General features: G+C 47.8%; 16 protein-coding genes. 11 read left to right on the top strand and 5 right to left on the bottom strand.

Going from position 1 to position 19,653, the window contains the following annotated elements; translation table 11 throughout:
* Nucleotides 1-4: 4 nt before the first annotated feature.
* Both fumC and KNO72_RS00940 read left to right on the top strand, forming a co-directional pair.
* Entirely contained in the window at nt 5-1,405 is a 1,401-nt protein-coding gene (gene fumC / locus KNO72_RS00945; RefSeq protein ID WP_214684382.1) for a class II fumarate hydratase, read from the top strand.
* 168 nt (nt 1,406-1,573) lie between these two features.
* Nucleotides 1,574-3,064 carry a GGDEF domain-containing protein gene (locus KNO72_RS00940; RefSeq protein ID WP_078146823.1) on the top strand — a complete coding sequence of 497 codons (1,491 nt, stop codon included), beginning with the start codon at nt 1,574-1,576 and terminating at the stop codon, nt 3,062-3,064.
* A 10-nt stretch (nt 3,065-3,074) separates the two neighbouring features.
* Here the strand turns inward: KNO72_RS00940 and KNO72_RS00935 are convergent, their stop codons facing one another.
* Both KNO72_RS00935 and KNO72_RS00930 read right to left on the bottom strand, forming a co-directional pair.
* Nucleotides 3,075-3,563, bottom strand: a complete 489-nt coding sequence (locus KNO72_RS00935; RefSeq protein WP_214688801.1) for a dihydrofolate reductase — start codon at nt 3,561-3,563, stop codon at nt 3,075-3,077.
* Entirely contained in the window at nt 3,560-4,354 is a 795-nt protein-coding gene (locus KNO72_RS00930) for a thymidylate synthase (protein ID WP_214684381.1), read from the bottom strand. The genes KNO72_RS00935 and KNO72_RS00930 overlap by 4 nt, the downstream gene beginning before the upstream one ends.
* A gap of 178 nt (nt 4,355-4,532) precedes the next feature.
* Here KNO72_RS00930 and KNO72_RS00925 point away from each other — a divergent pair, with 178 nt between their 5' ends.
* The 3 genes from KNO72_RS00925 to KNO72_RS00915 all read left to right on the top strand — a co-directional run bounded on the left by KNO72_RS00925 (nt 4,533) and on the right by KNO72_RS00915 (nt 7,007).
* A complete protein-coding gene (locus tag KNO72_RS00925) occupies nt 4,533-5,057 on the top strand; it encodes a type 1 glutamine amidotransferase domain-containing protein (protein WP_074037100.1) in 525 nt (174 codons plus the stop codon).
* A 26-nt stretch (nt 5,058-5,083) separates the two neighbouring features.
* On the top strand, nt 5,084-5,818 hold the full coding sequence (locus KNO72_RS00920) for a Bax inhibitor-1/YccA family protein (protein ID WP_074037099.1): 735 nt from the start codon (nt 5,084-5,086) through the stop codon (nt 5,816-5,818).
* A 76-nt stretch (nt 5,819-5,894) separates the two neighbouring features.
* A complete protein-coding gene (locus KNO72_RS00915) occupies nt 5,895-7,007 on the top strand; it encodes an NAD(P)/FAD-dependent oxidoreductase (protein ID WP_312048784.1) in 1,113 nt (370 codons plus the stop codon).
* A 37-nt stretch (nt 7,008-7,044) separates the two neighbouring features.
* Here the strand turns inward: KNO72_RS00915 and KNO72_RS00910 are convergent, their stop codons facing one another.
* Complete coding sequence (locus tag KNO72_RS00910; protein WP_214684379.1) at nt 7,045-7,608, bottom strand: TetR/AcrR family transcriptional regulator; 564 nt, start codon at nt 7,606-7,608, stop codon at nt 7,045-7,047.
* A 121-nt stretch (nt 7,609-7,729) separates the two neighbouring features.
* Between KNO72_RS00910 and KNO72_RS00905 the strand changes: the two genes are divergently transcribed.
* The 6 genes from KNO72_RS00905 (at nt 7,730) to KNO72_RS00880 (ending at nt 17,287) form a co-directional block, all read left to right on the top strand.
* Nucleotides 7,730-8,602, top strand: coding sequence for an ABC transporter ATP-binding protein (locus KNO72_RS00905; RefSeq protein ID WP_214757063.1), 873 nt, complete (start codon nt 7,730-7,732; stop codon nt 8,600-8,602).
* Nucleotide 8,603: 1 nt separating this feature from the next.
* Nucleotides 8,604-9,398, top strand: a complete 795-nt coding sequence (locus tag KNO72_RS00900; RefSeq protein WP_214757062.1) for an ABC transporter permease subunit — start codon at nt 8,604-8,606, stop codon at nt 9,396-9,398.
* 65 nt (nt 9,399-9,463) lie between these two features.
* The gene (locus tag KNO72_RS00895; protein ID WP_214757061.1) at nt 9,464-10,276 is read left to right on the top strand and encodes an aldo/keto reductase; all 813 of its coding nucleotides are present in this window, start codon (nt 9,464-9,466) and stop codon (nt 10,274-10,276) included.
* Nucleotides 10,277-10,392: 116 nt separating this feature from the next.
* Nucleotides 10,393-11,145 (top strand): tryptophan-rich sensory protein, encoded by a 753-nt coding sequence (locus tag KNO72_RS00890; protein ID WP_078146831.1) that lies wholly within the window; start codon nt 10,393-10,395, stop codon nt 11,143-11,145.
* 254 nt (nt 11,146-11,399) lie between these two features.
* Entirely contained in the window at nt 11,400-15,839 is a 4,440-nt protein-coding gene (gltB, locus tag KNO72_RS00885) for a glutamate synthase large subunit (protein WP_214684373.1), read from the top strand.
* Nucleotides 15,836-17,287 (top strand): glutamate synthase subunit beta, encoded by a 1,452-nt coding sequence (locus KNO72_RS00880; RefSeq protein WP_214757060.1) that lies wholly within the window; start codon nt 15,836-15,838, stop codon nt 17,285-17,287. Before gltB ends, KNO72_RS00880 begins: the two co-directional genes overlap by 4 nt.
* 138 nt (nt 17,288-17,425) lie before the next feature.
* Here the strand turns inward: KNO72_RS00880 and KNO72_RS00875 are convergent, their stop codons facing one another.
* Nucleotides 17,426-18,745: a Na+/H+ antiporter family protein gene (locus KNO72_RS00875; RefSeq protein ID WP_214757059.1), complete on the bottom strand. Its 1,320-nt coding sequence runs from the start codon at nt 18,743-18,745 to the stop codon at nt 17,426-17,428.
* 143 nt (nt 18,746-18,888) lie between these two features.
* Entirely contained in the window at nt 18,889-19,602 is a 714-nt protein-coding gene (locus KNO72_RS00870; RefSeq protein ID WP_012726206.1) for a YebC/PmpR family DNA-binding transcriptional regulator, read from the bottom strand.
* Between the last annotated feature and the right edge of the window lie 51 nt (nt 19,603-19,653).

Here is a 19,653-nt window from a genome sequence, read left to right as displayed (position 1 = left end):
ATACATGGATTATCGGATCGAACGGGACACAATGGGGGAAATTAAAGTTCCAGCTACGGCGAAATGGGGAGCACAAACGCAACGTAGTCTTGAAAACTTTAAAATTGGTGCGGAGAAGATGCCGCTTGAAATCGTATACGCATTTGCCATTTTGAAAAAAGGTGCAGCTTTAGCAAACGCTGAACTCGGTGTACTCGAGGAAGAGAAAGCAGCGATCATCGCAGAGGTGGCAGATGAGATTTTAGCAGGGCAGCATGACGCGGAATTCCCGCTTGTCGTCTGGCAGACAGGATCGGGCACGCAGTCAAACATGAACGTCAACGAGGTCATTGCGTATCTTGCGAACGAAAAGTTACAGGCTCGTGGAGCATCTATCACGATTCATCCGAATGATGATGTCAACAAATCGCAAAGCTCGAATGATACGTATCCGACCGCGATGCACATCGCCGCCATCCTTTCCGTACAAGATGATGTCCTTCCAGCAATCGACTCGCTTTATCAAACCCTTTCACAAAAAGCGGAGGCGTTTAAGGATATCGTCAAAATTGGTCGGACGCACCTTCAAGACGCGACGCCGGTCACACTCGGTCAAGAAATTAGTGGGTGGGTCCGGATGCTTGAATTGTCAAAACAGATGATCGAGCGCACGATTGAACCACTTACGGAGCTTGCACTTGGAGGAACGGCTGTCGGAACAGGGATCAACGCACACCCTGAGTTCGGTGAAGTTGTAGCGAAGAAAATCTCAGATGAGACGGGCAAACCGTTTGTAACAGCCGTCAACAAGTTCCACGCCCTTACAAGTCACGATCAACTCGTCTTCACGCATGGTGCATTAAAAGCCTTAGCGATGGACGCGATGAAGATTGCGAACGATGTGCGATGGTTGGCTTCTGGACCACGTGCAGGAATCGGAGAAATCACCATTCCGGAGAACGAACCAGGAAGTTCAATCATGCCGGGGAAAGTTAACCCGACTCAAAGTGAGGCGCTCACAATGGTTGCCGCACAAGTACTCGGAAATGATGCGACAATCGGTTTCGGGGCGAGTCAAGGGAACTTTGAATTGAACGTCTTCAAACCAGTCATCATGTATAATTTCCTACAGACTTGTCGTCTATTGACGGACAGCTTACATTCGTTCAATGATCATTGCGCTGTCGGAATCGAACCAAATCATGAAGTGATCTCACGTAATGTGGAACAGTCACTCATGCTCGTTACAGCACTTAACCCGCATATTGGCTACGAAAATGCGGCAAAAATTGCGAAATTGGCACATAAAAACGGTACTTCTTTGAAAGAAGCAGCCTTAGAAACTGGTTTATTAACGGAAGAGCAATTTGATCAATGGATTCGTCCGGAGGAAATGACGTCACCAAACTTAAAAGTGAAAAAATAACACAAAGCGGTCGCAAGACCGCTTTTAGTATGTCTTTTTTAGGGCGTAGGTCCTAGTTATATGTAAAACAACAGAAAATAAATAAGGAAATAGTTGTATTTTATCCTGAGAAGTCGCATAATCGAAACATAAGAGAATTCGGGGAGTACGAACATAGGGGGGACGGGAATGGAGCAAGGTCAACTCACTGAGCGTATACATATGATTTTGAAAAAGATATCGGAGTCGAGACAAATTCCAAAAAGCGATATCGAGTTTCTACTCGATTGGATGAAGAAGGAAGTTCGGCAACGACGGTTGATGCATTTGTTAGAAATCTTTAGTCGTGTCGAGTCTGACGCGAAGGAGTTGCCAAGCGTCCTTACACAAGCGGAAGCTTTGACCTTGATCTCTCCTGTGAAACGTTATATCCATACCGTCTTGGGGATTGAACAAGAGGACGAAGATCTCGTCCTTATCTTATCCGCAAGCTTTTCCACATTTAGCCGTTACAAGTCGCGCGTTGAAAAGCTCGGGGCACGTCCGGTATTTTTGCAGACCCTTGAAGAAGCCGTGGAATACGATTATGAGGATGTGCCAAAAGCCATCATTATGGACGTTGAATTATGGCCACAATTTAAAGAGCGAGATATCCAATCGTTCGTTAGCAAAATGAGAAAACTCTACGTTCCCCTCATTGTCATCGGAACGAATGAACACTATCGTCTTGCTGCCTATTCATATGGATTCGACGATTATTGGGAATCGTGGGTGCCGATGGAGGAACGATTGGTGCGTCTCGGGCTACATATTGAAAAATCCCGTCTCGTATCAAAAGCGTTACTCGTGGATGAATTAACGGGTGCTTTCAACCGTAAGTATTTAAAGGCGACCTTTTCTCGGTTCATCTCGAGATTGGAGCGGTCTGGTGAGAGTTTTGCCGTTGCACTGCTCGATATCGATCACTTTAAACAATTGAACGATACGTTCGGTCACTCGTATGGGGATGATGTGCTTCATCGTGTTTCTGAAGAAATCCGTCATGCCATTCGATCTAGTGATGAGCTCATCCGATACGGAGGCGAAGAATTTTTGATCCTCTTGAACGTTTCAGACCGTGCGATCGTCGAATCGGTACTTGAGCGAGTCAGAACTCGCATCGAAGAGATGGAGTTTCCATACGATCATCAGGTGACGGTGTCGATTGGATACACCCGAGTCTGCCAGACTGGCTATACACTTGGAGAGTGGTGTGCCTACGCAGATGAGGCGCTGTATAAGGCGAAACGAGATGGTCGAAATCGTGTCGTCCGATACACTTCTGCTGTTCGTGAGGAGAAGCGAATCGCCTATGTGACGATGTCTGCCAATACCTATACATCGCTTGCTGATCGACTCCCCAAAGAGCATCGCCGATATGAAGTCGTATACCGTCCTTACGAGGCGTATTCTTGTAATGACAATATCGAGATGTTCGTCTTGGATGATGCGCGTGCGCAAGAAGCGAAAGGGACGTTGTCTGCTGTGAAAGAGCAACGAGGCAAATATAGTCACATTCTTGCTGTATCGAAACGAACGGCGTCTGAACTCGGAGCGATCTATGACGATTATGCGGATGGAGAACAAGACGAGGTCATCACGAGAAAAATTGAACAGTGGCTGGAAAAATTGCCAGACTAAAAAACAGACATCATGATGCGATGTCTGTTTTGTCGTATTGTTTGAATGAAAAGGCATATGCATGTGTTTCGTCTTGCGGGTGGTCGATTGTACTCGTAATTGACCATTCCCCAATCCGTTCGGGATAATACGTATCGGCCTCGAACGATGCAGCGACCTCCGTTGCATAGATCCGGCTCGTCATCGGCATCGTCTGTTCATATAACGTGGCCCCACCGATGACAAACCATTCCTCCTGTTGACTCATTTCGACGAGACGTTCTAAATCATGCCACACTTCGACTTGATCGGCTGAAAAGGAAACATCAGATGTGACGACGATGTTGCGTCGGTTCGGCAACGCTTTACCGATGGACTCAAACGTCTTTCTTCCCATGACGACCGTGCCACCAGACGTGATAGATTTAAAGTGTTTCAAGTCATCTGGCAATCGCCATAATAAATCATTGTCTTTCCCGATTTCACGACCTAATCCATATGCGACGACGTGTGAAATCATACGCTCACTTCTCCTTTGATATGTGGATGTGGATCATATCCTAGAATTTCGAAGTCTTCAAAACGGAATGATTCGATTGAAGGGACGTCTCGGACAATGTTGAGTTTTGGTAGCGGACGTGGGTCACGCGACAACTGAAGTTCCACTTGTTCGAGATGGTTGTGGTAGATGTGTGCATCACCAAGGGTATGGACAAAGTCGCCGACTTCGAGTCCGGTCACGTGTGCGACCATGTGCGTCAAAAGTGCATACGATGCGATGTTGAATGGAACACCTAAAAAGGTGTCGGCGCTTCGTTGATATAACTGGCACGAGAGCTTCCCGTCAGCGACATAGAATTGGAACAATAGATGACATGGCGGGAGGGCCATCTCGTCAAGCTGTCCTGGGTTCCATGCCGACACGATCAACCGTCTCGAATCTGGATTCGTTTTGATTTGTTCAATCACTTGAGCCAGTTGATCGACGGACGAGCCGTCCGGGCGTGGGAATGAACGCCACTGTGAACCGTACACCGGACCCAGATTACCTTCCTCGTCTGCCCATTCATTCCAAATACGGACCCCGTTTTCTTGAAGGTATCGGACGTTTGTCTCTCCTGAGATGAACCATAATAGTTCGTGAATGATGGAACGAATATGTAATTTTTTCGTCGTAATCAGGGGGAACCCTTCTTGCAGATTGAAACGCATTTGGTAACCAAATACACTCGTTGTCCCGGTCCCGGTCCGGTCTTCCTTTACGACACCTTGGTCGAGGATGTGTCGACATAAGTCATGATATTGCTTCATAGGTGATGTGCCTCCTTCTCATTCTTCTACCACTAAAGGTATCAATTGTAGGGAGGAAACACAAGATATAGTGGTAAGAATCATCCACAATCAATATCCTGGAAAAACAATCATGATTCTTCGTTTTCGTGACTGTCGCTTTCGGGTATAATGGGGAATGAATAAAAGGAGGGGTTTGATGAAACTACAAGGGAAGAAAGTCCTTCAACTTGTCAGTAATGACTTCGAGGATTTAGAGCTTTGGTACCCGGTGCATCGCCTTCGTGAAGAGGGAGCGCACGTGATCCTCGCTGGGGAGAAGGCCGATCACGCATATATCGGTAAATACGGTGTGCCAGCAAAATCTGACGTGGCGTTTGATGATGTGGACATTACATCGTTCGATGCGATCCTCGTGCCAGGCGGATGGTCTCCTGACTTATTGCGCCGTTTCGATTCGGTGAAAGGATTCGTCCGTTATATGGATGAACAAAAACGACCAATCGGTCAAATCTGTCACGCCGGTTGGGTGTTGATTTCTGCGAACATTCTAGACGGGGTGAACGTGACGAGCACGCCTGGAATCAAAGATGACATGGAAAATGCGGGAGCGATTTGGCATGATGAGCCGGTCGTCGTCGACGGACATATCGTCTCAAGTCGTCGTCCGCCAGACTTACCAGATTATATGCGCGCGTTCATCGACGTGTTCGCAAAACAGTAACTGAACCATAAAGGAGCTATTCAACGTTGAACTTAAAATCGAATCCATTACTTCGTAAATCAATGCAGTCCTCAGCTTACAGTGCCGAACCGATGACGAAAGCGGGAACATGGTCTAAAGTGTTCACCTTGCTTTTACTCGTGACAGCGGCAGCCGGTACGACATGGCTTGTCGTCCCGACGATTGGAGAAGGGCTCTTGTTCCCGCTCATGATCGGGTCACTCATCCTCGGCTTTATCTTTGCTTTGCTCATCACGTTTAAACCAAATACGGCTCCGATCGTCGCACCCCTATACGGGATTATCGAAGGTGTCTTCGTCGGATCGATTTCGTATTTCTTTGAAGCGATGGTCCCTGGTATTGTGGGACGTGCCGTATTAACGACGTTTGTCGTCGCCTTTGCGATGTGGTTTGTCTATACGACAGGGCTTGTCAAAGTGACACAGAAGTTTAAAGCCGGTGTCATGGCAGCCATGTTCACAGTCATGTTGTTATATCTTGTGCAACTCGTTATGAGTTTGTTCGGTTCAGGCTTGGCATTCATGACCGGTTCAAGCCCACTTGCGATCGGTGTTCAATTCGTGATTGTCATCGTCGCTTCACTCGCTCTCGTCTTAGATTTCGACTTCATCGCAAGTCAAGTCGAAGCTCGGGCTCCGAAACAGTTGGAATGGGTCGCGGCATTCGGATTAATCGTCACGCTCGTGTGGCTCTACATCGAGTTGTTAGATTTACTTTATCGTCTAGCGATGAGAGAATAATAATCAATCATCGATCCGTTGGGTCGATGATTTTTTTACGAAAGGATGTGTCCATCTGTCTGAGCAAGACAGATTTATGATGAAGAAAATAGTGATTATCGGGTCAGGGATCGTCGGTGTTTCGGCTGCCTATCATTTAGCTGGTAAAGCGGATGTAACGGTCATTGACCGGAAAGAAGAAGGAAGAGCAACGGATGCCGCGGCTGGAATCGTATGTCCGTGGATTGCGCAGCGACGCAACAAAGCTTGGTATGCACTGGCGAAAGGCGGAGCAAGCTATTATCCTAAGGTCGTCAAAGAGCTGGAGGCTGAAGGGGAGACGGACACCGGATACAAACGTGTCGGGACGCTTGCGCTCCATGAAGAAACAAAGCTCGACCAGATGATGGAGCGAACTTTGCTTCGTCGAGAAGAAGCACCAGAAATCGGTGAACTCGAACGACTGACTGCTGAAGAGGCACAACATCGTTTCCCACCGTTATCCGATGAATACGATGCACTCTTCGTGACAGGAGGGGCTAGAGTCGACGGCGGTCGCTTTCGCGCTGCACTTGAGAGAGTCGCTATCAAGCGTGGCGTCACATTTGTCAACGGTTCAGCACGGTTGACGAGCGGAGATGAGATTGGTGTGGAGTGTGACGGAGTGAGATATGAAGCGGATGAAATCATCCTTGCGACGGGTGCTTGGTTACCGGAGCTGTTACAGCCTCTTGGATATACGGTACGAGTCGAAGGGGAAAAGGCCCAGCTCGTCCACGTCCAGTTGAAGGATACAGATGCATCTGACTGGCCGGTCGTCATGCCGCCACGACGCCGCTATTTACTCGGATTTGACGACGGGAAAGTGGTCATCGGTTCGACACATGAGAAAGGAAAAGCGTTCGACGTTCGTCCGACTGCAATCGGTGTACACGAAGTACTGACGAAAGGTTTGGAGTCGGCACCTGGACTTGCTGAGGCAGAACTCGTTGAGACGAAAGTCGGCTTCCGTCCGGTTACACCGAATTCAATTCCCGTACTCGGAAGGGTGCCTGGGGCAGAAAAACTGTTGGTCGCGAACGGTCTGGGATCATCCGGTTTGACGGTCGGCCCGTTCATCGGAAAAGTGTTGAGTGACCTCGTTCTGACAGGAGACGCGGAAGTGGATCTATCGCTCTATCCAATTGAAGACTTTATCTATCACACATAAAAAAGGTGACTGTCTGCTTGCTTGAGACAGTCACCTTTTACCGTTTCATGACCCCATTCAAAAAGAAATGAAAGTAGACGTCCATCGTTTCCTTCATATTCTCGATTGAAAACTGAGGATCGGACAGGATAGCCTGTTGCATGAATTGTACATAGCGTAAATAAGAAGAAGTGGATAACGTCGAATCGATTGACCCTTGGGCCTTCCCGTATTCAATCAACCGGGCGAAAGCAGTATATCCTCGAGTCGCAAGCTGTTCCCAGTTCGGGTCTTGTTGAATCATTGCTGTGATGGTCTCGTCAAAGAGAACCGCCGTCTGGATTTTTCGTTTTAGGATCTCGACGAGTAACGCATCGAAGGGAGCGTTCGACTCAATCGCCTGTTCAATCCAACTCATCTGCTCTTCTGTCATTTGCTTTAAGATTTCCACGATGACCTGGTCTTTTGAACCGAAGTAATTATAGATGGATACAGGGGATACATGCGCTCGTTTCGCTAGTTCACTGATTTTAAATCGGGATTGCTTCTCTGTCATCAAGTCATAAGCGGCACGTAAGATCGCTTGTTGTTTTTCTTCGGTGCGTTTCGCAAATCCATCCATTGATCGAAGCGCTCCTTTCTCTAGTTTTGTAATCAATATACCATTTCCATTTCAAAAAAGAACGTGATATACTAGTTTTGTAATCATATTGTTAAGATATTACAAAAAAGGAGGGGTCGAGATGATTCGGATTCAGCGATTGACGAAACGATTTGATGATACACATGGCATTTTTGATGTATCCCTTCATGTGACACCAGGAACAATCTTCGGATTCATCGGACCGAACGGCGCTGGGAAATCCACAACGATTCGACATTTGATGGGTCTGTTGAAGCCGAGTGAAGGCAAGGCGACTATCAACGGATTCGATTGTTGGCAGGAGACGGAGCAAGTGAAGCAGAGCGTCGGCTATTTGCCGGGAGAAATTAATTATCCCCAAAACATGACAGGGGAAGAAATCATTCGATTGACGCGCCATCTGCACAAAACGAATCCGGATCGTGAACGGCAATTACGTGAACGGTTTTCATTCGATGAGGCGACGAAAGTACGGAAGATGTCAAAAGGGATGAAGCAAAAGCTTGCTATCATCACCTGCTTCATGAAAGATGTGCCCGTCTATATTTTGGATGAACCGACGAGCGGATTAGACCCGCTCATGCAAGAGCGTCTAGTCGATTGGTTAATTGAAGAAAAGCAATTAAGGAAAGCGATTCTCATGAGTTCTCATCATTTCCCTGAGATGGAGCGGACGTGCGACCGTGCCGCGTTGATTAAAGATGGACGCATCATCATCGAAGAGGATATGGAACAATTACGACAACATAGCGTGAAACGGTATCGAATCGAATTTTCAACGGAAGCGGAAGCCGTTCGATTCGCGGCCGATTCTGGTGAACGGGACGGCATGCATGTCGAGGTCACCATCTCCACACCATCAGAGTTGAACCATCTCATTCGAACGTTGGCGGATTTCCAGATTCAATCATTGTCAAGCGGTACAGACGAGCTCGAACATTTGTTCATGCAGTATTACGGGGAGGCGACATGACATGTTAATTCGCTCCATGTTGAAACAGAATCGCAGTTGGATTCTTGGATATTCAATCGGGACCAGCGTATATCTCTTTTTCTTAGCCGCCATCTTCCCATCTATTCAAGAAACAGGCTTAATTGAGGCGAAATTAGAATCGTTGCCACCTGAGCTTCTCGACGTCTTCCAAATCAACGCGTCGATGGCGATGGACAACGTTCTCAATCTATTGTCGAGCAACTATTATGGGTTGATTTTCTACGTGCTCGCGGTTTTATTCGCATTGACTTTCGCCTCGAAACTCTTGGCCAAACCGGTCGATTCTGGAGAAATCATGTTGTATATGGCAGCACCGATTTCTCGGGTCACGTATGTGATGTCAAGCTTCGTTGTGTTGATTGTGGCAGTCGGGCTATTTGTCGGTCTGAATGGATTGAGTTTAATGGTAGCGGACCTTCTGTTCGATTTACAAATCGATTATGCGGTTCTGTGGATGCTTCAATTGAATGGGGCGCTCATGTTGCTCGTCCTAGGCGTGGCCGCTTATGTGATTGCGAGTCTATTCGATGATAGTAGTAAATCCTATATGGTGACGGGCGGGATATACACGTTCTTTCTCGTGATGAATATCATCCAAGGAGTGAGCGATCAATTCGATTGGATGTCAAACCTCTCATTCTTCTCTCTCTTTGACGCAGGTGCCATCATGCGTGAGGAGTATTGGGGCATCCATTTCATCTGGTTACTCGGTCTCTTGACTATCTTTTCAGCACTCTCGTTCTTCCGATTCACCCGAAAAGATTTGACGATTTAGTTTTCCGAAATAAATTGTCGGGTATGATACAATCATCTCGTTAGAATGAAAAGGGGATGAATGAGATGCTTTACGCTACATTACGAAATAAGGTCGAAATTCCGATGATCGGCTTTGGGGTCTGGAAGGTCGATAATGAAACCGAGGCGCCAGCTGCTGTCGTTGAAGCGATCAAAACAGGCTATCGTCACATCGATACGGCTGCAATCTATAAAAATGAAGAGGGCGTTGCGAAGGGAATTCATCTCTCAGGTGTAGACCGCTCTGAATTGTTCATCACGTCGAAGATTTGGAATGATGACATTCGTGAAGGCAAAACGAAAGAGGCATTCGAAGACTCGTTAAAACGACTCCAGACAGATTATTTGGACCTTTGTCTGTTGCATTGGCCGGTTGATGGGTTCGTCGATGCGTGGAAAGATCTCATCGATTTATATGAAGCCGGAAAAATCAAAGCAATCGGTGTATCCAACTTTAAAGAACACCATTTAGAAACATTGAAAGAAGCCGGTCTGATGGCGCCACTCATCAATCAGGTTGAACTTCATCCACAACTCCCGCAACCTGATTTGTTGGATTACTGCCAAGATGAAGGGATTCAGATCGAGGCGTGGAGTCCACTCATGCAAGGTAAGTTTTTAGACATCCCTGCTTTTTCTGAAATTGCAGAAAAACTTGGGAAGACACCGGCTCAGATTGTGCTCCGTTGGCACCTTGAATCCGGTCATGTCGCGCTACCGAAATCGGTGACACCACATCGAATCCGTGAGAACTTTGATGTTTTCGACTTCTCACTCGATGCGGACGATTTGGCGAAGATCGATCAAGTGGCGACAGGAGAACGTCTCGGACCAGATCCAGACGAAATCGACTTTTAATGGAGAAGGGGTTCGCATATGCGAGCCCCTTTGTACGTGTAGAGTCACATGGATGCGGGTATTTAATATTATGTTACAAAAGGAGGTGTTTGATCTTCATTTAGAAGATCGTGCTTATGGACTTATCAAAATGGCCGATTGTAAACTGGGTTGCTTTTTTAGCGACCGTCGTCATCAACTATTTCGCGAGCGGCGACAACGCGGCGGTTTCGGACCGCATCGATATCTACTTTAAGCCGGCAGGGTACGCCTTCTCGATTTGGGGTGTCATCTATGTCGCGTTACTTGTCTGGCTGGTGCTCCAGTTGAAGAAAGGGACGACGGCGAATCGTCAAGCCGAGCGGATGAAAGCCGGATTTTTAGTCTCTTGCGTGCTGAATGGTTTATGGCTATTGGCATTCACGAACGAATGGTTCGTCGTCTCACTTGTCATCATGGTGTTGTTCCTGGCTACGCTGTGCTGGTTGTATTATATCGCTTTTCGGACGTCTACGAGCTGGCTCGATCGGTTCCCGTTCTCCATCTACATCGGCTGGGTATCAGTCGCGACCATCGTCAACACGTTCGTTGTGATGAAGACGGAACAGATCACGTCGCTGTTAGGTCTTGATGAACTCGCCTGGACCTCTCTTATGCTGATGGTCGGTGTGATTCTTGCCCTTCTCTTTATGTGGTGGCATCATGATTTCATCTATCCACTCGTATTCGTCTGGGCATATATCGGAATATTTGCGAGAATCGAAGAAGGCACACTCTATGTTGTGATTGTCAGCGCCCTCGCATTGCTTGCGATTGGGTATATCGGATTGATTTTGTGGAAACGTCCGAAATCGTTTTTACATCATCCGCGTAAAACAGTAGAACAATAATCAAGAAAAGGGTATCTTCAGGATATCCTTTTTTTATGTTCTGAAGAACCTATAAATAAATAATATTTATGGATATTTATTCTTTATTGAACATAACTAAAAACGATAAATCCATTGATAACAGTCATGTATACGCTTTCAATATGACTAAATGAGATTTCTATTATGCAAAAATGCATGCAACTCACTTGATTTTTCAGAATATTTAGAACAAAATGTTAATTACGAAACTGTGAGTGAAAGGGGTCGATGATATGAGTCGAGTTGGTTTGTATGACTCAAAATTTGAGAAAGATGCGTGTGGGATTGGACTTTACGTCAATCTACATGGGCTAAAGAAACATGAAATCGTTCAAAAATCGCTCTCCATGTTATGTAATTTAGAGCACCGAGGAGGAGAAGGTGTCATCGATGCTGGTGATGGGGCGGGTATCATGACTGAGATTCCACACGAATTGTTTACGCAAACCATGAACCTTCCGTCACTCGGTCGTTACGCTGTCGGAATGGTTTTTTTTCAGCCGTCTGAGAATCAGCTTCACGAAAAGATCACGTTGATGGAACGGATGGCGGATGAACTGGATTGTTCGACGATCGAATGGCGCGAAGTACCTGTCGACCCGATGCAAATCGGGGAACATGCGCGGGTCACACAACCGGTCATCTATCAATGGTTTATCTCATGTCCATTCCTAGACGAGGATGCGAATGAACGCGTCTTCTATGAACTTCGTCGAAAAATCGAAAAAGTCGAATCATTACGCCTATATATCGCAAGCCTGTCAACGAGAACGGTCGTATATAAAGGGATGTTGACGCCAAATCAAATCGCCGCATTTTATTTGGACTTGCAATCTCCTCACTATAAAAGCACGTTCGGCATCGTCCATTCTCGTTTCTCGACGAATACGTTCCCTTCTTGGGAACGAGCACATCCGAACCGCATGATAGTCCATAACGGGGAAATCAATACGCTTCGTGGAAATATCGATGCGATGCGAGCACGGGAAGGGGTCACGTCAACAGACTTATTCGAAGACGTTCAACACTTGTTCCCTGTGCTTCAAGAGGATGGGAGCGACTCGTCCATGCTCGATAACGCTTTTGAATTCTTCACACGAACAGGTCGTTCGATCGCCCACACGGCGATGATGTTGATTCCTGAACCATTTGTCGAAGGAAAGATGGAACCGTTCAAGCGCGACTTCTATCAGTATCATTCATCCATCATGGAGCCGTGGGATGGACCGACTGGAGTCGTCTTCACAGATGGAAGGCAAATCGGAGCTATTTTAGATCGTAACGGCTTGCGTCCGATGCGTTATGTCGAAACATTGGACGGGGAATTGATTCTCTCCTCTGAAACAGGAGTCATTCCGGTTGACGCAGAGAACGTCAAATCCAAACAACGTCTAAGACCAGGACAGTTGTTGTTGATTGACTTGATTGAAAAGCGATTGATTCCTGATCATGAGATCAAAGAGACGATTGCGAAGTCAGAGCCTTATCACAAATGGCTTAAGCAGATGATGACCATTGAGGATCGAGAGGTCGTTGAAGAAGAACTACTTGAACTCGGACGTGTGCAACGTGCGTTTGGATATACGAAAGAAGACATTGAACAGTATATGGTTCCGTTAATCAAAGACGAAAAAGATCCAATCGGCTCGATGGGGCATGACCAACCAATTGCGGTGCTCTCGACGCGGCCCCGTTCCTTGTTCCATTATTTCAAACAACACTTCGCGCAAGTGACCAACCCGCCAATCGACGCGTTACGGGAGAAAATTGTCACGGCTACGTTTACTTGGATTGGTCCGCAAGGAAATCCGGTCCATACTGGACGAGGTCACGCGAAACGTGTGTGGTTGAATCATCCGATGATTGATGGGGCAACCCTCAAGCAACTTGCCGAGAAGCTCAAGCTCGAACGAGTCGATACGACGTTTACAAATGATTTAGAGGCGTCGCTTGAAGCCCTTTTGCAACAGGTCAGCCAGATTGTACGAAATGGTGCGAACGTGATCGTCCTATCTGACCGTCTCGTCAGTAATAAACGGATTGCGATGCCGTCTCTTCTCGTACTGAGTGCGATTCATCAACACTTGATTCGAGAGAACTTGCGCTCGAACTGTAGTCTCATTTGTGAGAGTGGTGAAGTTCGAGAAGTGCATCAGGCAGCGACCTTGATTGGGTATGGGGCAGATGCGGTATATCCTTACGTAGCCTATGCGACGATAAGAGATTTAGTCGAACGTAAACAAATTGCGCATTCATTTGAAGAGGCCATTCGCTCGTATCAAAAAGCAGTTGTCGAAGGCATCGTCAAAATCATGTCGAAAATGGGTATCTCGACCATTCAAAGCTACCGTGGGGCCCAAATTTTCGAAGCCGTCGGATTAGATTGCAATTTGATTGAGACGCATTTCAGGGGAACGACGTCCCAACTGTCTGGAATCGGATTTGAAGAACTTGAAAACGAAGCGAGAACACTCCATACGTCCGCCTATGCGACGAATCGTCCGCTCGAGGCGGGAAGTGATTTCCAATGGCGTGCAGACGGAGAAGAACATGCATTCAATCCGAAGACGATTCATTTGTTGCAACGTGCCTGTCGTGAGAATGAACGTAAATATTATGATGCTTATGTGAAGCTGCATGAATCATCAGGACAGTTCATTCGACAGTTGTTTGCATTTAAAACACAACGTCCTGTCCCGCTCGAAGAAGTAGAGCCAGTCACGTCGATCGTTCGCCGTTTTAAGACAGGCGCGATGTCATTTGGGTCCTTGTCGAAAGAGGCGCATGAAACGCTCGCTATCGCCATGAATCAGATCGGTGCGAAAAGTAACTCTGGAGAAGGCGGGGAAGACCGGGCCCGCTTCGTCCCGGATGAGTTTGGAAACGAACGCATCAGCCGCATCAAGCAAGTCGCGAGCGGACGATTCGGGGTGACGGCAGAATATCTTTACCATGCCGATGAAATTCAAATCAAGATGGCGCAAGGGGCAAAACCGGGTGAGGGTGGCCAACTTCCTGGAAATAAGGTGTACCCATGGGTCGCCGAAGTGCGTGGATCCGTTCCGGGGGTTGGACTCATCTCACCGCCTCCACATCACGATATATATTCGATTGAGGACTTGGCCCAACTCATCTTTGACTTAAAGCATGTGAATCCTAAGGCGAAAATCAGTGTGAAACTTGTCTCGAAGTCAGGCGTCGGGACGATTGCAGCCGGTGTCGCGAAAGCGAATGCCGATACGATTGTCATCAGTGGATATGATGGTGGAACCGGTGCTTCTCCAAAGACATCAATCAAGCACACAGGTCTTCCTTGGGAACTTGGACTCTTAGAGACGCATCAAACGCTCGCGTTGAACGGGTTACGGGGGAGAGTCACACTTGAGACGGATGGAAAGCTCATGACGGGGCGAGACATCGTCCTAGCTGCCATCTTCGGGGCGGAAGAGTTTGCGTTTGCGACAGCGCCACTCGTCGTCCTTGGATGTATTATGATGCGTGCATGCCATTTAGATACGTGTCCGGTCGGTGTGGCGACACAGGACCCTGTGCTTCGTCAGAAATTTATGGGGAAACCAGAACACGTCGTCAACCTGATGACGTTCTTGGCAGAAGAAGTACGAGAAATTTTAGCATCACTCGGTGTGACATCATTAGACGACGTGATTGGTCGAACGGATCTTCTCGAAGAAAGTGAATGGAAGACGAAACATCCGAAAGCAAAACGGTTAGATTTAGCACCGATGCTCTCGATGCCGACACCACTTCCTGAGCGTGAAGAAGTCGCTCACCCGGCATACCGTTCCTATGATCACCGAAAATTGATTCCGGCAGTCTCACGGTCAATCAACTCGTTGCAACCGACCTTCTTCGTTGGTCGCATCCGAAACACCGATCGCGCCGTCGGGACGCAGTTGGGGTTTGAAGTGACGAAAGTTCACGGTCAGGTCGGTTTAGCGGATGATACCATTTCGCTTCGCCTCAGTGGATCAGCCGGACAAAGCCTAGGAGCATTTTTACCACGAGGGATCACCATTTCCGTCATCGGGGATGCCAACGATTATATCGGGAAAGGCTTGAGCGGTGGGAAATTAGCATTGATCTCTGAAAAACATGCACCGTTTGATGAAAGTAAACAAATGATTGCCGGAAACGTCTGCTTGTACGGAGCGACGAGCGGACAAGCTTTCTTTAACGGTCACGTCGGCGAGCGTTTTGCCGTTCGAAATTCCGGGGCGACGGCAGTCGTCGAAGGAGTCGGCGATCATGGATGTGAGTATATGACCGGGGGAACGGTTCTCGTCCTCGGTGATGTCGGACGGAACTTTGCAGCCGGCATGTCAGGTGGCGTCGCATATCTTTATGGGGATCAAGCGTACGATCGACTCGTCAACGAGGAGCTCGTCTCCGTCGTAAAAGAATTGAACGATGAAGATATGGAACAAATTTATGCACTTCTCGAAGCGCATCAGTTTCATACAGACAGTGTTAAAGCACGGACTATTTTAGAGTCGTTCGAACAAGCTCGCTCTCACTTTGTAAAGGTCGTTCCTCGAGATTATGCGAATGTATTGGACGTTATGCGTCAAATCGAGGCGAATCGACCGGAATTGAGCGAAGCGGACCGAGCACTTGAATTGTTCCGGGTTGTGACTGAGGGGGGTAACGCATGAAACATAACTTTTTAAACATCGCACGGTCCACACTACCTGAGCGTCTTGTGGATGAGCGAGTGAAGGATTATGAAGAATATGCGACACGAATGGATGACGAATCCGTCAAACAGCAGGCTGCACGTTGTATGGACTGTGGCACTCCATTCTGTCATGTCGGGGATATGATTGGACAAGAGACGATTGGGTGCCCGATTCACAACTATATCCCGGAGTGGAACAAGCTTGTGACCAAATCGGACTGGATGGGAGCGTATCACCGATTGATGGAGACAAATAACTTCCCGGAGTTTACGGGTCGAGTTTGTCCCGCACCGTGTGAGGGGTCTTGTACACTCGGAATCAGTGAAGATCCGGTTGCGATCAAATCGATTGAACGAACCATCATCGATCGGGCGTTTGAAGAAGGTTGGGTGAAACCAAGACCGGTTCATCGAAGAAGCGGGATGACAGTCGCCATCATCGGAAGTGGGCCGGCTGGATTGGCAGCTGCCGACCAACTGAACCAACTCGGACATTCGGTCACCATCATTGAGAAGGCGGATGAACCGGGAGGGCTACTCATGTACGGAATCCCGAACATGAAACTGGATAAGGATGTCGTGAGACGTCGCATTCGGTTGCTCGAACAAGAGGGAATTGTCATCCAGACGAACATTGAGGTCGGTACGGATGTGACAGTGGAGGCGCTTCGGAACCAATACGATGCGGTGATTTTCGCGACAGGCGCTCAGAAACAGCGCACGCTCGGGATTGACGGGGATGATGCACGTGGTGTTGAAATGGCGATGGATTATTTGACGGCATCGATGTACAAGCGAAAAGGAACGACCCGATCACCAGAACATGACGCCAAAGACAAAAATGTCATCGTCATCGGGGGTGGAGATACAGGAGCCGACTGTGTGGCGACAGCAATCCGTCAAGGTGCAAAATCAGTCGTTCAATTTGGGAAGCACCCGTCAAAAGGGTTGCTTCGTGCACCAGAGAAACCTTGGCCACTTCAACCGGACACGCTTACGACGGATTATGCGTATGCGGAATCACTCGCGGTCTATGAGAAAGACCCGAGAACGTATTTGATTCGCTCCAACCAAATCGTCACGAAAGAAGGACGTGTCACAGGGATTGAAACGGAACGGATGACGAAAGTCGTCAACCCTGATGGTCAGGCAACCTTCTTCGTGGAGGAAGATTCGATAGAGACGTATCCGGCGGACCTCGTCCTCGTCGCCATTGGATTTGAACGACCAGAGCACGAGTTGCGGAAAATCGGTGTCGAGAAGACGATAGACTTCCAGACGGCAACGGAAAACATCTTTGTCGCGGGGGATGCCAAGCGAGGCCAAAGCCTGATTGTATGGGCGATTCGGGAAGGACGAGAAGTAGCAGAGGTCGTCGATGCGTATCTCGATACTTGCAAGACCGAATTAAAAACCTCATCATAAAAAGGAGCGACAGCCGTCGCTCCTTATCTTTTGTTTAGGAGGAGTTTTATGTTCACGGAAATCCTCATGTATACGGGAATCTGGTTTATTCTCATCCTCATTTTATTAGGAACCATTTATTCACGACGGAAAAAATGATCAAAGCACCATCGCGGCAATCACACCAAAGATGATGAGTGGAATATTGTAGTGTAAGAACGTTGGCCAAACCGTTTCACGTAGGTGATCGTGTTGACCGTCAGCGTTCAATCCACTCGTAGGTCCGAGTGTCGAGTCACTCGCTGGGCTACCTGCGTCCCCAAGCGCTCCTGCAGTCCCGATGATGGCGATGGTCGCCTCGACTGAGAACCCGTATTGTACACAGAGCGGGACGAAAATCGCAGCAATGATTGGAACGGTCGAGAAACTTGAACCGATTCCGAGCGTGATGACAAGGCCGACGAGCAACATGACTAGAGCGGCAATGAGTTTAGAGTCACCCATCAAATCGCTCGCTCCGTTGACGAGCGGTTCGATCGCACCTGTCTCGCGGATGACGGCAGCGAATCCACTTGCGGCGATCATGACAAACCCGATGAATGCCATCATGCGCATGCCGCTTGTGAAGATATCATCTGCCTCAGACCATGGAATCAGGCGGAAGATTGAAAGCAAGATCAAACCAGTCACCGCAGAGGCGATCATCGACTCGGTCTGCAATTGAACGATGAGGACGATGAGAACGACAGCGAGTGTCATGATCATCTTCAAACCACTCATTTGACGTACTTCATAATCAGTTGGTCCGAGTGCAATCGTGTCATACGTTCTCGGTTTCCGGTAGTGAATGAACGCCGCTATCAATCCGACGACCATCCCTAATGCCGGGATGCCCATGATCGAGATGATGTTGACGTCTCCGACAGTCAAGCCGTTCGCTTCAACGTTCGCGATGAGAATCTCATTCAAGTAAATCCCACCAAACCCGACAGGTAACAACATATATGGTGTCACAAGACCGAACGTCAAAATGGTCGCTACGAGACGACGGTCTACATTCAACTCATTGAACAGCACGAGTAACGGCGGAATCACAATCGGGATAAAGGCGATGTGTATCGGAAGCAAGTTTTGAGAGCTGATGGATAACAATAAGATGAGTGACAACAGGAATGCTTTAACGTACATCACACGCTTGCCTGATACGTCACGACCTGACATCGCAATCAATTTTTCAGCTAAGACGTCCGGAAGCCCCGTCTTCGATAACCCGACAGCGAATGCACCGAGAAGCGCGTAGCTGAGTGCGATGCTCGCTCCACCACCAAGACCGTCACTGAAGGCGGTCAACGTATCGTTGAACCCAAGTCCTCCAACAAGCCCTCCGATAAGCACCGCTAAGATTAATGATAATACAATGTGCACTCGGCTGATGGCGAGCGCAAATAAGACGATGACTGCAAGTAATACTGCGTTCATATCGATCCAACACCTTTCGCGTTTTCTTTCTCTTGGTATCACTTTAATATGGTAAAGACTTTTTGAAATTTAACATATGATGTGACCCTTGTCAAATCGAATATGAAAAAAAGCGATAACTCGTGAAAGTTATCGCTTACGTGTTACATTTCGACGTTATGATACACTTGGCGCACATCTTCCAAGTCTTCGAGCACATCGATTAGTTTTTCAAACTGTTCTTGCGAAGCGTCATCGAGTGACACTTCGTTCTGCGGGAGCATCGTCAATTCCGCAACGGCAAACTCTTCTACACCGGCAGCCTTGAATGCAGTTTGAACGGCGTGGAACGCTTCTGGCTCTGCATAGACGATGACCGTCTCGTCTTCCTCGATAACATCACGCACATCAAGGTCATGTTCCATCATGAGTTCGAGGACGTCATCTGCCGACATTTCATTGACACCGATGACGGCAGTTGCATCGAACATATATGCGACCGAGCCACTGACTCCCATGTTGCCTCCGTTTTTACCGAAAGCGGCACGAACTTCTGAAGCCGTACGGTTGACGTTATTCGTCAATGTATCGACGATGACCATCGAACCATTCGGACCAAACCCTTCATATCGAAGTTCATCGAAATTTTCCTCATCGCCACCTTTGGCTTTGTCGATGGCACGATCAATGATCGCCCGGGGCACGTTATACGTCTTCGCACGTTCCACAACGAATTTTAATGACTGGTTCAACTCAGGATCAGGTTCCCCTTGACGAGCGGCCACATAAATCTCGCGACCGAACTTCGCATAGACGCGACTCGTGTTCGCATCTTTTGACGCCTTCTTCTCTTTAATGTTGTTCCATTTACGACCCATTACATGTCATCTCTCTTTCCATTTGTACGTAGATTCATTACAGATTATATA

It is taken from the genome of Exiguobacterium sp. s123 (genome assembly GCF_018617075.1).
In the GTDB taxonomy this organism is placed as follows: Bacteria; Bacillota; Bacilli; order Exiguobacteriales; family Exiguobacteriaceae; genus Exiguobacterium; species Exiguobacterium profundum.
The sequence above is the reverse complement of the archived record's forward strand: the minus strand, read 5'-3'. Positions and strand labels throughout refer to the sequence as shown.